Consider the following 15385-nt stretch of genomic DNA (forward strand, 5'->3'; position numbering starts at 1 on the left):
CGACTCACTTTCTGGCGATGTAGTAATTGTTCGCCGGGTCGGATTCGATCTCCGCGACCTGCACTTCCCCGAATCCGGCTGTGTTGAGCATCGATTCGGCCATTTGCCGGCCCCATGCGGTCCCGAGCCCGGCCCCGTCGAGGGCCAGCGAAACGCTCATGCAATGCATCACCGACGCCGTGTAGAAATAGGTCCTGAGCGGGACGCCGATGTTGTCTTCGAGCTGGCTTGACGCCTTGATGTCAACCATCAGGAACACACCGCCGGGTCGCAGCGCGCGGTAGATATTGGCCAGCACCTGGTCCGGGCGCGCCTGGTCATGGATGGCGTCGAACACGGTGATGACGTCGAAGGCATCGGTGGCGGCGAGTGCGGCGACATCAGCTTGCTGGAACGTCGCGTTGGCCAGGCCCAGCCGAGTCGCTTCGGCTTCCCCCGCTGAGATTCCCTCCTCGGAGAAGTCGATCCCGACGAACCGGCTATCGGGGTAGGCCTGGGCCATCACGTTTATCGCATGCCCTCTGCCGCAACCGAAGTCCGCCACATCGGCGCCGGCGCGCAGCCGTTCGGTCAGGCCTGCGGACAACGGCAGGATCACATCGATCAGCCCGGCGTCAAACACCTCGCCACTCATCTCGGCCATGACCGTGTGGAAGCGCGGATACTCGCTGTAGGGCAGGCCACCGCCGGCGTGGAAGCAGCCGATGATTTTTTGCTCGATTCCCCCGAAAAGCGGGAGGAACTGCGCGAGTACCGCCAGGTTGTCCGGCCCCGCGGCTCGGGTCAGCACCGCCGCGTACTCGGGCGGCAGGAGGTAGTGCTTGGTGGTGCTGTCGTACTCGACGACGCCCGCGGTGACCATGCCGCCCAGCCACTCCCGAACATAGCGTTCGTTGAGACCACCAGCGCGGGCGATTTCCGCGCTGGTGGCTGGTTCGAGACCGGCCAGAGTGTCGAACAGCCCGGTCTGGTGGCCGATGCTGACCAGGAGCGCGGTACTGGCGCCGTCTATCACACCCATCATTCGTTCGGCGAATTGCTCAGTGCTTGCTCTAGTCATGAATGTGATCAAACACCATACAGCTGAGAACCGTCTTAGAACTCAAGGACGCCAGATCCTACTCCCACTCGATGGTGCCCGGCGGTTTGCTCGTGATGTCCAGCACAACACGGTTGACGTCGTGCACCTCATTGGTGATCCGGGTGGAGATCCGCTCGAGGACGTCGTAGGGCAGTCGCGTCCAGTCCGCGGTCATCGCGTCCTCACTAGACACGGGGCGAAGCACGATCGGGTGACCGTAGGTGCGACCGTCACCCTGCACGCCGACGCTACGGACGTCAGCCAATAGCACCACTGGGCACTGCCAGATCTGACCGTCGAGCCCTGCGGCCGTCAACTCTTCGCGCGCAATGGAATCCGCGTGACGCAGGATCTCGAGCCTCTCCTCCGTGACCTCACCGATGATCCGGATGCCGAGTCCCGGGCCGGGGAAGGGCTGGCGCCCCACGATCTCATCGGGCAGGCCCAGTTCGCGCCCCACTGCGCGAACCTCGTCCTTGAAGAGCAGTCGGAGCGGTTCGACCAGCTTGAACTGCAAATCCTCCGGCAACCCGCCCACGTTGTGGTGGCTCTTGATGTTGGCAGTGCCCGTGCCCCCGCCGGACTCCACGACGTCCGGGTAGAGCGTGCCCTGCACGAGGAAGTCGACAGCGTCGCCGTGTGCGGCATTCTCGCCCAGCACCTCGCTGACCGCACCCTCGAAGCTGCGGATGAATTCTCGGCCGATGATCTTGCGCTTGGTCTCCGGATCGGACACCCCGGCCAGTTCGCCGATGAAGGTCTCGGCGGCGTCTACGGTGATCAATTTGGCACCGGTGGCGGCGACGAAATCCTGCTCCACCTGTGTCCGCTCGCCCGCACGCATGAGGCCGTGATCGACGAACACACAGGTCAGGTTGTCGCCGATCGCCCGCTGAACGAGCGCCGCCGCGACAGCAGAGTCGACGCCGCCGGAGAGTCCGCAAATGGCCTTGCCGTCGCCGACCTGCTCCCGGACCTGCTCGACGAGCGCGTCGGCGATGTTCGCGGCCGTCCACACGGGAGGGATGCCGGCGATCTCGTGCAGGAACCGGCTCAGCACCTGCTGTCCGTGCGGCGAATGCAGGACTTCCGGGTGATACTGCACTCCGGCAAACCTGCGGGCGCGGTCCTCGAACGCGGCGACGGGTGCGCCCTCACTTGTGGCCGTCACCTCGAAGCCCTCGGGCGCCTCGGTGACCGCGTCGCCGTGACTCATCCACACGGGCTGATTCGACGGCAGACCGTCGTGCAGCAATCCGCCCTGCACCTTCAAGTCAGTGCGGCCGTATTCGCGGGTGCCGGTGTGCGCCACCGTTCCACCGAGCGCGCCGGCCATGGCCTGGAATCCGTAACAGATACCGAATACCGGCACGCCCAAATCGAACAGCGCCGGATCGAGCTCGGGTGCCCCTTCGTCGTGGACGCTCGACGGCCCCCCCGACAGCACCACCGCGAGGGGATCCCTGGCCGCGATCTCCGCGACGGTCGCGGTGTGCGGAACAACCTCGGAGTAGACCTTCGCCTCGCGCACCCGTCGGGCGATCAGCTGCGCATACTGCGCGCCGAAATCGACGACGAGGACGGGTCTCTGTTGCTCGATATCTGCCACCGGGTCAGTCTAAGCCGCGCGGCGCCACGATCGACGCGGCCCCAAGACCGGGCCCGATCGGACCATTATGCGGCGCCGTGTTTGCTCTTTTTCTTCGACGCCGCGGAGCCACTGCGGATCTCGATGATCGGCAGTACCAGAGCGGCGGGGGCCTCCGCGGGTACTACCGGCTTGACCGGTGCGACAGGATTCAGGCGCCGATATCCCTCGCCCTGCGGGGGACGTTGATCCTGCTCACCCTTGTTCGGCCACAGCGAAGCCGCGCGCTCGGCCTGCGCCGAAATCGTCAGTGACGGGTTGACGCCCAAGTTCGCGGACACGGCGGCACCGTCGACGACGCTCAACGTCGGGTATCCCCACACGCGGTGGTACGGATCAATGACGCCCTTCGACGGCCCCGAGGCAATCGCACAGCCGCCGAGGAAGTGCGCGGTGAGCGGGATGTTGAACACGTCCCCCCAGGTCCCGCCTGCTTCACCGTCGATCTTCTTCGCGATCCGACGGGTGGCCTCGTTGCCCTTCGGGATCCAGGTCGGGTTCGGCTCCCCGTGCCCCTGCTTGCTGGTGACCTTGCGCCGACCGAACAGGCCCTTCTTGGTGTATGTGGTTATGGAGTTGTCGAGGTTCTGCATCACCAGCGCGATGATGGTGCGCTCACTCCACTTGTAGGGGGTCATTGCCCTCACGGCCGACGGATTCTTCGCCAGTTCTTTGAGGAATGTCATCCACCGGCGGCCGCCGCCGTCGGTGAGCAGAGTCTGCAGCAGGGCCATAGAGTTCGACCCCTTGCCATAGCGCACCGGCTCGACGTGGGTATCGGACGTCGGGTGGAACGACGAGGTGATTGCGACGCCCTTCGTCAACTCCAGCGCGGGGTCCACTGTCTTCTTGGCTGCGCCGAGAATCGACTCGGAGTTGGTGCGGGTGAGCACACCGAGCTGGTCGGAGATCTTGGGCAGCGCGCCCGAATCCTTCTGGTCGAACAGCAGATGCTGTGTGCCCCACGTGCCCGCGGCGAGAACGACATGGGCGGCGGTGTATGTCTTGCGGCCCCTACGCTTACGCGGGCCGGTACGCCGGGTGGCGACGTTCCACGTCCCGTCGCGGGCCTCCCGCAGCCCTGTAACCGTCGTCATCGGGATGATCTCGGCACCGGCCTTCTCGGCAAGCCCGAGGTAGTTCTTGAGCAGGGTGTTCTTCGCGCCGTGCCGACATCCGGTCATACACTCGCCGCACTCGATGCACCCAGTGCGGTCGGGACCGACACCGCCGAAGTAGGGGTCGGATACGGTCTTGCCGGGCTCACCGAAGAACACGCCCACGGGTGTCTGGATGAACGTGTCACCCACCCCCATGTCATCGGCCACCGACTTGATGATCTCGTCGGCCGGAGTCATATGCGGGTTCTGCACCACGCCGAGCATCTTGCGGGCCTGCTCGTAGTACGGCGTGAGTTCGTCGTGCCAGTCGGTGATGTCCGACCACTGCTTGTCCGCGAAGAAGGAGGCAGGCGGCTTGTAGAGCGTGTTGGCGTAGTTGAGCGAACCGCCGCCGACACCTGCACCGGCGAGGATCAGGCAATCGCGCAGCACGTGGACGCGCTGGATGCCGAAGAATCCCAGAGCCGGTGCCCACAGGAACTTCTTGAGGTCCCAACTCGTCTTTGCGAAGTCTGCGTCGGCGAAGCGGCGGCCCGCCTCCAGGACGCCGACCTTGTATCCCTTCTCTACCAATCGAAGCGCGGTGACACTGCCACCGAATCCGGAACCGACTACGAGAACGTCGTAGTCCGTTGCGCGCGGCTTGCTCATCAGTCGACCTCCAACGAAACCTGAGTTATTACTCGCCAGTATGCACCGAGCGGATGTGACAGTTGCCACAAGGGTCACCCAACTAACCGTAACGCACGGTATCAGATACGGAGGAAAAGCGAGGCTTGCAAAATTACGCAGAGCTATGCAAAGGGAGAAGAGCCGTCCCGGATCTGACGCACACCTACTTCTCGAGAAGGTGATCCCCATACCGAAGACATACCCAGCCGAGGTCCGCGAGAAGGCGGTTCACCTGGTCTTCGAGCGCCGCGGCGACTACGCCCCAGGGTTCGAGGCGTAGTCGGACGATCGGCGATTGTGATGTCGCTTGAGCCGGAGACAGTGCGAGTGGGAGCCGCGAAGACCGAATCTGCGCTGATGCCGGCTCGTCGGTGCATGGGAGCCGTCACAGATCGAACTATTGGGTGAACACTCGTATTGCATGCCGGGTCAGATTTTGAATAGCCGAACTAATTGTGCTGTGATCCCCGGATGTTGGAGAACAACGAGATCACTGGAGTGAGCCGGCGCGGTGTGCTGCGCGGCTCGATGGTAGTGGCGGTAGCCGGACTGGCGGGCGCGACCGCGGGACGGGCTTCGGCCCAGACTCCGACACCGGGATTCGTCCATGGTGTCGCGTCCGGCGACCCACTGCCCGACCGGGTGATCATCTGGACGCGGATAACCCCATCCGCGGACGCGTTGCCGGGCTCTGGCGTTGGGCAGCGGGTTCCGCTGACCTGGCAGGTCGCGACCGACCCGGACTTCGCGAACATCGCGCGCAGCGGCACCGCGAACAGCGGCACCGCCACCGACCACACCGTAAAGGTCGACGTCACTGGCCTGCGCCCCGGCACCGAGTACTTCTACCGGTTCACGGCGCTCGGTCAGACGTCTCCGGTCGGACGTACCCGTACCGCCCCCGCGACCGACGCTGATCTCAGTCGCCTGAGGTTCGGTGTCGTCTCGTGCTCCAACTGGGAGGGCGGCTACTTCTCCTCGTACCGCCACCTCGCCGATCGCGACGACCTCGACGCGATTGTGCACCTCGGCGACTACATCTACGAATACGGTCACGGCGGATACGGCGCCCGCGACGGCTCTGTCCGACTGCACGATCCGGCACACGACATCGTCTCGCTCGCCGACTACCGGATCCGGCACGCGCAGTACAAGACCGACCCCGACCTCATGGCGCTGCACGCCAAGGTGCCGTTCATCGCGACGTGGGACGACCACGAGTCCGCCGACAACTCGTATGACGGCGGCTCCCTGGACCACGATCCGGCCACGGATGGAGAGTGGGGCGCGCGTAGGGCTGCCTCGACGCAGGCCTATTTCGAGTGGATGCCGGTGCGGGTAAACGGCACCGGGACCGACGCCGCGCTCTACCGGCGTTTTCAGTTCGGGAACCTCGCCGAACTTTCCATGCTCGACCTACGTACCTACCGCGACCAGGAGGCCTCCACAGGCGCCGGGTGGCGCACCACAAACGACCCCGACCGGACGATCACCGGTCGCGCCCAGATGGATTGGCTGACGAGCGGCATCACCACCTCGTCGGCGCAGTGGAAGCTCGTCGGCAACCCGGTGATGATCTCCCCTGTGGTGTTCCCGCCGCTCGACGACCACACCATGGGCGCGATCACCGAGATGGTCGGGCTGCCCGACGCCGGCATCCCCTACAACACCGACCAGTGGGACGGCTACACCGCCGACCGCCGCAGGCTCTTCGACGCGATCAGTGGCAACGGGGTCGGCAACACCGTCTTCCTCACCGGCGACATCCACACCTCCTGGGCCTGTGATCTTCCGGTGAATGCAGCGGACTACCCGGGCGCGGGCACCGTCGGCACCGAGTTCATCGTCCCGTCGGTCACGTCCTCCAACGTCGACGAGTTGCTGGGCGTTCCTCCGCGCACCGCATCCATCGCCGTCGAGGAGGCGTTCAAGGCCATGAATCGTCATCTACGGTACGTCGAGCTCGATTCCAACGGCTACGGCGTGTTCGAGGTGAACAAACAAGGAGCACAGATGGACTGGTTCTACGTCAGCGATGTGACCGACCCGCACGCCACGGCCCGTCACGCAATGAGCTACGGTGTCGCCGACGGCACCCAGCAGACGCACCCGGTTGCGGCCCCGCTCGATCCCGCCTCCTACCGCCCGGGAACCGGCGCATGAGCGCCGCGCTGACCCGACGGGACTTGCTGATCGGTGGCACCGCGCTCGCCGGCGGAGTCGCACTTGCCGGATTGGCCGGTCCGGGAACAGCAGGAGCCGCCGCCTCCACGGTTCGTCCTGACCTCGACGTCCATGTGCTCGTCGTCGACGGCATGCGTCCCGACGAACTCGACCCGTCGCTCACTCCGACTCTCACCGGTCTTGCGGCTGACGGCACGTTCTACCCCAACGCGTCCTCGATCATGATCGCGGAGACGCTGCCCAACCACGCGGCGATGATGACCGGGGTTCTGCCCTACCGGAACGGCGTTCCCTGCAATTCGATCTACGACCCGGAAGCCGGTGAAACGCGAGACCTCGACCGCGCGAGCGATCTGCGTGCGGCGACAATGCTCGACCGGGTCCGGACGGAGTTGGGGCTCACCACGGCAAGTGTGCTCTCCAAGCACTACCTACACGGATTGTTCGGCGACCGAGCGTCGGTGGTATGGGATCCGTTCCCGCTGCTGCCGGGTACCGAACATGCGCCCGACAACTTCACCACCGGGGCACTCATCCAGATCGTCGGTGAGCATTCGCCGCGGCTGACGTTCACCAATCTCGGAGACGTCGACCGGGTGGGCCATCTCGACCTGTCGGGGCCCTCAACCCGGATCGCCCGCACCGCGGCCCTGCGCAACACGGATGGCCAGGTGCAGAGGTTCGTCGACTTCCTGCACGCGACGGGACGTTGGGAACGCAGTGTGCTGATCGTGCTCGCGGACCACTCGATGGACTGGTCGGTGCCGACCAACCTGATCGGCCTCGACCGGCCCCTGAACGCGGATCCCCTTCTCGCCGGACAGATCCGGATCGCCGACAACGGCGGTGCCGACGTGATCTATTTCGTGGGCGACGACGCGCAGCGCAGCGAGGCCGTCGAGCGAATCAAACGCATCGCTGCCGGTGTCATCGGAGTCGAATCGGTACGCACCCCAGCGGAACTCGACCTCGGTGACCGCGCCGGCGACGTGGTGGCGTTCTGCGCTCCGGGTTGGCGGTTCAGCGATCCGACGCCATTGTCGAACCCGATCCCCGGCAATCACGGTCACGCCGTCACAACGCCCATTCCGTTCTTTGTCACCGGCGGCCATCAGATGGTGGGTCGCGGCCAGCGCATCGACGATGTCCAGGCCCGCACCATCGACGTCGCACCGACCGTCGCGGACCTGTTCGGTCTTGCTGCGCCACAGGGTGGCTGGGACGGCGTCAGCAGGATCGAGGGCCTCGTCATCGCCTGACGGCTCAGTCCCCCGAGTCGATTCGAGATACCAACCGGGTCGACGAGGCTGTTGTCTCGGACGGATGGATCAACGAGCCCGATACTCGGGTCGCACTACTTCGGCGGTGCGACCCGAGTTCGTTCCGGCTCAATAAGCGCAGTTCAGCGTAGGGAACAAGGTCGAGAACGGAAGCTCAGGCGCGGACTGTCAGCCCAACCTTCTGGAACTCCTTGAGATCCGAGTACCCCGACTTGGCCATCGAGCGGCGCAGACCACCGACGAGGTTCAGGGAACCGAACGGGTCGTCGGACGGACCGGTGAGGACCGTATCGAGCGAGGGCCGGTCCCCGAACGAGACCGGCAGCATCGAACCGCGGGGAACCGAGGGATGCGCAGCAACCGATGGCCAGTACCAGCCGCCGCCGGGAGCCTCTGCTGCAACAGCCAGTGGTGCGCCCAGAACGGCTGCGTCCGCACCGCAGGCGATGGCCTTGGCGAGGTCGCCCGAAGTCGCGATGTCGCCGTCGGCGATAACGTGGACGTAGCGACCACCGGTTTCGTCCAGGTAGTCACGGCGAGCCGCTGCGGCGTCCGCGATGGCCGTGGCCATCGGAACCCCGATACCGAGGACCTCACCGGTGGTTGTGGCCCCCTCTGTGGAGCCGTACCCGACGACGACACCCGCCGCACCCGTGCGCATCAGGTGCAGCGCGGTCCGATGATCGCTCACCCCTCCGGCGACTACGGGGACGTCGAGTTCGGAGATGAACGTCTTGAGGTTCAGCGGCTCGCTGTCGCCGTGCACAACGTGCTCGGCGGAGATGATCGTGCCGTGCACGACCAGCAGGTCGACGCCTGCTTCGAGTAACAGCGGGGTGAGCGCCCGTGCGTTCTGCGGGCTGACGCGCACCGCGGTGGTGACGCCCGCCTCACGAACTCGAGCCACGGCAGCGGCGAGCAAACCTGGCTGCAGCGGTGCCGCGTGCAACTCCTGCAGCTTCCTGATCGGAGCATCGACATCGCCTGAATCCGCCAGTGCTACCAGTTCGGCAAGCTTCGCCTCGACGTCTGCATGCCGGCCCCACAGGCCCTCACCGTTGATGACCCCGAGGCCACCACGCTTGCCGAGTTCGATCGCGAACAACGGGGACACGAGCGCGTCCGTGGGATGCGCCAGCACCGGGATATCGAACCGGTATGCGTCGAGCTGCCAGGTCGTCGACACCTCTTTAGAGGAGCGGGTCCGCCGGGAGGGGACTATGTCGATGTCGTCCAGCTCATAGGTTCGTCGGGCTGTTCGGCCCATGCCGATCTCAACGAGGTCGCGCACACGCGCCCCTTTCTCGTGAATCGTGAATGGTTTCTAGCGGGCGGTGTAGTTGGGAGCTTCGACCGTCATCGTGATGTCGTGCGGGTGGCTCTCCTTCAGGCCCGCCGCAGTGATCTGCACGAACTGCGCCGTTTGAAGCTCCTCTATCGAGGATGCACCCGTGTAACCCATCGCCGCCCGCAAACCACCTGTGAGCTGATGGGTGACCTGGGACAGTGGGCCACGGAACGCGACCCGGCCCTCGATGCCCTCCGGGACCAGCTTGTCCTCGGACAGCACGTCGTCCTGGAAGTAACGGTCCTTGGAATACGACTTCGCGACACCACGGCTCTGCATCGCACCGAGGGAACCCATTCCGCGGTAGATCTTGTACTGCTTACCGTTCACCAGGATCAGCTCACCCGGCGACTCGGCGGTGCCCGCGAGGAGCGAACCGAGCATGGCCGTCGAGGCCCCAGCCGCAAGAGCCTTGGCGATGTCGCCCGAAAATTGGAGTCCACCGTCCGCGATGACCGGCACACCATGCGTCTTGGCCGCGGCGACCGCTTCCAGGATCGCGGTGATCTGCGGGGCGCCAACACCGGCGATGACGCGGGTCGTGCAGATGGAGCCCGGGCCGACACCGACCTTGACCGCATCCACACCGGCCTCGATGAGCGCGGTCGCGCCACTGCGGGTCGCGACGTTGCCGCCGATGATCTGTACGCGCTCGTCGACCTCGGCCTTGAGCTTCGAGATCATGCCGAGCACGCCGGCGGAATGGCCATGCGCGCTGTCGACGACGAGAACATCGACTCCAGCGTCGGTCAGGGCCATCGCCCGATTCCACGCCTCGTCACCCACACCCACAGCCGCACCGACGAGCAGCCGTCCGTCGCGGTCCTTGGTAGCGTCCGGGTGCTGCTCGGTCTTTACGAAGTCCTTGACCGTGATGAGGCCGGTCAACTTGCCCTTCCCGTCCACGATCGGCAGTTTCTCGATCTTGTGGCGGCGGAGCAGGCCCAAAGCCACCTCCGCGGTGACGCCTTCCTGGGTCGTGATCAGGGGTGACTTCGTCATGACCTCAGATACCTGGCGGTTCTGATCGACCTCGAATCGCATGTCGCGGTTGGTGATGATGCCGACGAGCTGCCCGGACTCGTCGGTGACCGGCAGTCCGGAAATCCGGAAGCGGGCGCACTTGGCATCCACCTCGGCGAGGGTGTCGGACGGCTTACAAGTGACCGGATCAGTGACCATGCCCGCCTCGGACCGCTTGACCGTCTCGACCTGTCCGGCCTGGGCATCGACCGACAGGTTGCGGTGCAGGACACCCATTCCACCTGCGCGGGCCATCGCGATGGCCATGCGCGCCTCGGTGACGGTGTCCATCGCGGAGCTGACGAGAGGCACTCGCAGTCGGATATCGCGTGTCAACTGGCTTGACGTATCAACCTGGCCCGGGATGACATTCGACGCCGCCGGCAGGAGCAGGACGTCGTCGTACGTCAGACCCAACATCGCAACCTTGTTCGAGTCATCACCGCCGGTGTGCACTTGCCCTGCTGAACTTGTCATGCGGTTCAGGCCCTCCATGGAAAGATAGATGCAGCGCCGGTGACGCCGTCTGCGGTCGGTCGGATCTTCGATCTGGCGCAAAGTTTCGGAATGCAGATACTGGGAAGGAACGGATCGACGATCGAGATTCCCGGCTCCACACATCATGATATCGGCTCGACGTGATCGTCACAGAGCCCACCCACGCTGGGCGTACGCTGAACGGCTGGCGCAGACGGGGATAACCTGCGTACCGTGGTGCTGTGCGTGATCAACTGCCTCCAGGTCTGCCCCCGGACCCCTTCGCCGGAGACCCCGTCGACCCGTCCGCAGCTCTCGATGCGATCGAGCCAGGTCAGCCACTTGATCCTCATGAGCGCCTTGCCGTAGAGGAAGACTTGGCTGACCTCACCGTGTACGAGTCGCTGCTGGCACATCGTGGGATCCGCGGTCTCGTCGTGTGCTGCGAAGACTGCCAGCAAGATCACTACCACGATTGGGACATGCTCCGTGCGAACCTTCTCCAACTGTTGGTCGACGGCACCGTCCGCCCGCACGAGCCGGCGTACGACCCGACACCCGAGGCGTACGTCACTTGGGACTACTGCCGTGGTTACGCTGATGCCTCGATGAACGACGCGCTTCACGGGGACGGCCTCGACGCCTGACCTGACCGCCCGATACAGACGACTGTGGCCCGACACCAGATGTGTCGGGCCACAGTCGTCTGTGCCTGGCGGTCAGCCTTCAGTGCCTGGCGGTCAGCCGTCAGTGCCCGGCGGTCAGCCGTCAGTGCCCGGCGGTCAGCCGTCAGTGCCCGGCGGTCAGCCCACCGAACCGCGGGCGGGAGGAGCAGGAAGCGGCGTAGTCGGGGCCAGCGGCACCGACGGGAACTCCTGAGTTGGTTGCTGAGTGGTTGGTACCGGGGGCGAGTTCTGTTCCGGTGAAGTCGGGGCCGGCGGGATAGTGGAGTCGGGAGTCGTCGACGGTATCGTCGTGGGCGGAATTTGCGGCAGCGAGGTGGCCGGCAGCCCCGGGATCTGAGAAATGGTTGTCGGCACAGTTCCGCTGGGCAGTGGCTCGGTACTCGGCACCGTGGATCCCGGTGTCCCGGCAACGGTTGACGGTGGCTCGGTTGTCGTAGTCGGCTCATCCGTGGTAGTTGCACCGGGGGCTGTCGTCTCGGCCGGTGCGGTGGGGGCTATCTTCTCCACCTCCGCGGCCAGCTTCGAACGCCACCCGTCAAGTTCGTTCCGCACGTCGGGTTCACGCACACCATCGGCACGGTCTGCGGCGTTGGCCAACATGTCCCTTGCGCGCGGGGCGTCGCCTACAGCGATCATCCGCTCGGCTTGCTGCAGCTGGGACGTCGTGTCAATCTTCGCGACGGTCGAATCTGCCTGCTGACTGAACACGACCGATTTGACGCTCCACAGTGGGTCGCCCGGTTCGGCGTTGTACGAGAAGATGGTGGCACCGCCCATGACGACCGCGATCGCGGCGGCAGCGGCGGCGATTGGTCGCAACAGGCGGAGCTTTCCGAGTGCAGCGCGGCGTGCAGAGCGTGCTTCCGAGGCGTCGATGGCCGCGATCACATCATCGAGCAGCGGCCCGGGCGGCATCGGCGTCGCCGCGATGTCCGCACGCCAATTGGTCAGCAGGAGCGCAAGCTCGTACTGCTCCGGCGAATCCGTTGCAACCGGACCATCGGAGGCGATAGCGTCGATCAACGAATCGTCGCGTCGAACGGCCGCTACGTCCACCGGCGCGTCGTCTTCAGGCAGATCGGCATTGGGATTGCCGCTGCGATTGATACCCCTAGCCAAACCTCTCACCTGCCCTCGTCACTTCTTTTTTCAGTTTCGCGATAGCTCGGTGTTGAGCCACGCGGACAGCTCCCGCGGTACTACCCACTGCCGCAGCCGTCTCTTCTGCCGACATACCGACCACGAGGCGGAGGATCAAGATCTCCCGGTGCTTCTCCGGCAGCGTGCTCAGCAGGTCGCTCATCTGCCTGCTCGCTTCCGAGTCCAGCGCCCTCTGTTCGGGTCCGTCGTCGTTAGCTACTACATCTGGTACTTCGGCGACCGGCTCCGACTTGTTACGTGCGGAGTTCCGATGCGCGTCGGCGACCTTGTGCGCGGCGATCCCATAGACGAATGCCATGAACGGCCGACCTTGATCCTCGTAGCGAGGCAAAGCCGTCATCACGGCGAGGCACACTTCTTGTGCCACGTCATCTGCCGAGAGTTGCCCCCTCTCCGCAGCGCCGACCCTAGCTCTGCAATAGCGCACAACCATGGGCCGAATGGTTTCCAGAATCAGAGCAAGAGCCGCCCGGTCGCCCTGCTTTGCAGCAGAGACGGCAGAGCCCAACTCCTCGCTCATATCAGTCATCGTGGCTGAACGTCCTGGCGTTACAGTGGCACCGCCCGACGTGACGGGTGGGCTCCCGCGCTCAGCGGAACACTCCAAGGGTAACGGTGCCTACCGAACGGTATTGAACCGGATTCGGACAAAATTCGGCCCGAACACATGCCGGTAGCGTCAACTCCGGAAGCGTCCACCCCTCGCCCGGATGAGAGCTTCGCACTCCAGGCGAACCGCCTCCGCACCCGAATCGCCCGACACACCACTCAGCAACATCGCAGCCGCCCACTTCAGGGGTATCAGGCCGTGTTGATCACACCGGGTGAGCACATCCGCAGCAAGCCGCGCCGCGGGGCCCAAATCGGACTCCCCCGTCATCGAGGCACTGCGCAACAGATCCGACTTGATGCGGTGGCGTACCGACCCGGCAACATCCGAAATTTCTGCCGCGGTATCGGCGTGGCGCCGTGCCGCGGCGAAGTCCCCGTCAGCGAGAGACAGTTCTGCCCTCACCCAGCGACTTCGCACGCGCTGTCGCCACATCTCGTCCGCGGCACCCCCCGGCAGGTACGCACCGCAGCGATCGAGCAACCGCCATCCCAGCGCAAGCCGACCACATCCCAGCGCGTCCGCGGCGAGTCCGGTCAGTGCGTCACACCGCGCTTCGCGTACGAGGACGCTTCCCTCGGCACCGTCACGCTCTGACCCGACCAGGGCGAGAGCCCGGCCATCGAATCCGGCGGCGACGCTGTGCCAGCCGAGTTGCCTCAGGAGCGAGGCCTGCGTGCTCCAAGCCAACGAGGTCACGGCATCCGCGACCCCGCCTCGCGTCAACATCGCCAATTCCGCGCGGGACCGGCTGTAGTGCCCCTGCCCGCCCTGCGCGACCGCCAGCATCCAGCGCTCGACGGGAAGAACAGACTCCGGCAGCGTCAGTTCTCCCGGACCGGCACCGAACGCTGCCCGGGTCAAGGATTTCGTCACTTCACGGCGGAGAATCGTCGGGTCGGGCACGCCGAGATCATCGCATCATCCGAGATCCAGCGTCACCCGACTGGCACGCCCTCATCGAGCAGCATTGCTCACATCGAGGCGAATTTTCGTTCACAAAGCCCGAACGCCGATCCAAGAAAAGGATGGAAAAAGATTTAACAAGTCTGTTTTCGGTCCATTATTCGAGTTGGCATCTTGCTTTTTTCGAATGGCAAGCATGCCGATTTCGGCGAATACGTTTCCATTTCGCTATCTGCATCTTCGGCCGTCTCTGCGGAGTTCACTCCCCCCGTCCCTATGCCTGCTGGATGCATTCCTCGGCGGTACAGACGATGATCTCCAAGATGATCTCCAAGAGGGTTCACGGAAGGCCCACACCGTACCCGCGACCCGAGTTCGGGCAACCCGGGGAGCTAAACCAAGCCGTCTGAACAGCAACGATACCGAGATTGCAGCCTCTCATCCCGAGTTCCGTCAGGCTCCGTTCGGGGCCGCGACGCTTGCGCTTCATTGCCCCAATCCGCGCCTTCCGAATGCGGGACGTAACCATAGAACCATTAGAATGTAAAGATTATTCAGGCTGATTTTTGGCATCTGGTATATGCAATTTCCCACTTCCAACGCTATTGACGTGATTTATCACACGGCCCTATGGTTAGTCAGGTAAACGATTCGGTGGCTCGAACTTTCCTTCGGGCCCGCGATCCACTCGTCGCCTGAGGCGAGTTCGCAAGTAAGGAGTCCACATGCCTTCGCCCAATAACCTTCCCGGCACCAACGCGGATATCTGGGATTGGCAGATGCACGGACTCTGCCGCGGAGTGGACTCCTCGATGTTCTTCCACCCTGACGGCGAACGTGGACGAGCACGAAGGCAACGAGAGATGCGCGCCAAGGAAATGTGCGGTCGCTGTCCTGCCCTCACCGAGTGCCGGAACCATGCTCTGAGAGTGTCCGAGCCGTACGGGATCTGGGGCGGAATGTCCGAGACCGAGCGCGAAGGACATCCACGACACCGTCGCCGGCGTATCGCCGCCTGACGGTCCAGTCCTGCTCACCGAGGCACCACACGCCCCGCGGTCCCCTAGCCACCCGCATACCGGCCGACGCGGGGAGATGAGTGGCTACCCAGGACGAGACGAACCCCCGCACATTGATCCGTGCGGGGGTTCGTCTCGAACGCAATATGTTCGAGCGGTCTCGACAGCC

General features: G+C 64.6%; 13 protein-coding genes. 5 read left to right on the forward strand and 8 right to left on the reverse strand.

Going from position 1 to position 15385, the window contains the following annotated elements; genetic code table 11:
• Positions 1-4: 4 nt before the first annotated feature.
• From RM2_RS02690 to RM2_RS02700, 3 genes are all read right to left on the reverse strand, one after another.
• Complete coding sequence (locus tag RM2_RS02690; RefSeq protein WP_072687304.1) at positions 5-1060, reverse strand: class I SAM-dependent methyltransferase; 1056 nt, start codon at positions 1058-1060, stop codon at positions 5-7.
• Between the two features lie 58 nt (positions 1061-1118).
• A complete protein-coding gene (gene guaA / locus RM2_RS02695; protein ID WP_072687305.1) occupies positions 1119-2690 on the reverse strand; it encodes a glutamine-hydrolyzing GMP synthase in 1572 nt (523 codons plus the stop codon).
• A 65-nt stretch (positions 2691-2755) separates the two neighbouring features.
• The gene (locus RM2_RS02700; RefSeq protein ID WP_072687306.1) at positions 2756-4501 is read right to left on the reverse strand and encodes an FAD-dependent oxidoreductase; all 1746 of its coding nucleotides are present in this window, start codon (positions 4499-4501) and stop codon (positions 2756-2758) included.
• A 145-nt stretch (positions 4502-4646) separates the two neighbouring features.
• On the opposite strand from RM2_RS02700, the gene RM2_RS24380 reads away from it, so the two are divergent.
• From RM2_RS24380 to RM2_RS02710, 3 genes are all read left to right on the forward strand, one after another.
• Entirely contained in the window at positions 4647-4802 is a 156-nt protein-coding gene (locus RM2_RS24380; RefSeq protein ID WP_169846670.1) for a hypothetical protein, read from the forward strand.
• A gap of 191 nt (positions 4803-4993) precedes the next feature.
• Complete coding sequence (locus RM2_RS02705) at positions 4994-6685, forward strand: alkaline phosphatase D family protein (RefSeq protein WP_072687307.1); 1692 nt, start codon at positions 4994-4996, stop codon at positions 6683-6685.
• Entirely contained in the window at positions 6682-7965 is a 1284-nt protein-coding gene (locus tag RM2_RS02710) for an alkaline phosphatase family protein (protein ID WP_072687308.1), read from the forward strand. The genes RM2_RS02705 and RM2_RS02710 overlap by 4 nt, the downstream gene beginning before the upstream one ends.
• A 175-nt stretch (positions 7966-8140) precedes the next feature.
• Here RM2_RS02710 and RM2_RS02715 read toward each other — a convergent pair whose 3' ends face one another.
• Together RM2_RS02715 and guaB are read right to left on the reverse strand one after the other, a co-directional pair.
• Complete coding sequence (locus RM2_RS02715; protein WP_072687309.1) at positions 8141-9277, reverse strand: GuaB3 family IMP dehydrogenase-related protein; 1137 nt, start codon at positions 9275-9277, stop codon at positions 8141-8143.
• 33 nt (positions 9278-9310) lie between these two features.
• Positions 9311-10834: an IMP dehydrogenase gene (gene guaB / locus RM2_RS02720; protein ID WP_072687310.1), complete on the reverse strand. Its 1524-nt coding sequence runs from the start codon at positions 10832-10834 to the stop codon at positions 9311-9313.
• 242 nt (positions 10835-11076) lie between these two features.
• On the opposite strand from guaB, the gene RM2_RS02725 reads away from it, so the two are divergent.
• A complete protein-coding gene (locus tag RM2_RS02725) occupies positions 11077-11481 on the forward strand; it encodes a DUF5319 domain-containing protein (protein ID WP_072687311.1) in 405 nt (134 codons plus the stop codon).
• Positions 11482-11637: 156 nt separating this feature from the next.
• On the opposite strand, the gene RM2_RS02730 is transcribed toward RM2_RS02725, so the two are convergent.
• The 3 genes from RM2_RS02730 to RM2_RS02740 all read right to left on the reverse strand — a co-directional run bounded on the left by RM2_RS02730 (position 11638) and on the right by RM2_RS02740 (position 14197).
• On the reverse strand, positions 11638-12648 hold the full coding sequence (locus RM2_RS02730; RefSeq protein ID WP_072687312.1) for an anti-sigma-D factor RsdA: 1011 nt from the start codon (positions 12646-12648) through the stop codon (positions 11638-11640).
• Positions 12632-13210, reverse strand: coding sequence for a sigma-70 family RNA polymerase sigma factor (locus RM2_RS02735; RefSeq protein ID WP_072687313.1), 579 nt, complete (start codon positions 13208-13210; stop codon positions 12632-12634). Before RM2_RS02735 ends, RM2_RS02730 begins: the two co-directional genes overlap by 17 nt.
• Positions 13211-13360: 150 nt before the next feature.
• Positions 13361-14197 (reverse strand): hypothetical protein, encoded by an 837-nt coding sequence (locus tag RM2_RS02740; RefSeq protein ID WP_072687314.1) that lies wholly within the window; start codon positions 14195-14197, stop codon positions 13361-13363.
• Between the two features lie 725 nt (positions 14198-14922).
• Here RM2_RS02740 and RM2_RS02745 point away from each other — a divergent pair.
• Entirely contained in the window at positions 14923-15216 is a 294-nt protein-coding gene (locus RM2_RS02745) for a WhiB family transcriptional regulator (RefSeq protein ID WP_072687315.1), read from the forward strand.
• The last annotated feature ends 169 nt before the right edge of the window (positions 15217-15385 follow it).

This window comes from Rhodococcus marinonascens NBRC 14363 (genome assembly GCF_001894885.1).
Lineage (GTDB): Bacteria > Actinomycetota > Actinomycetes > Mycobacteriales > Mycobacteriaceae > Rhodococcus_F > Rhodococcus_F marinonascens.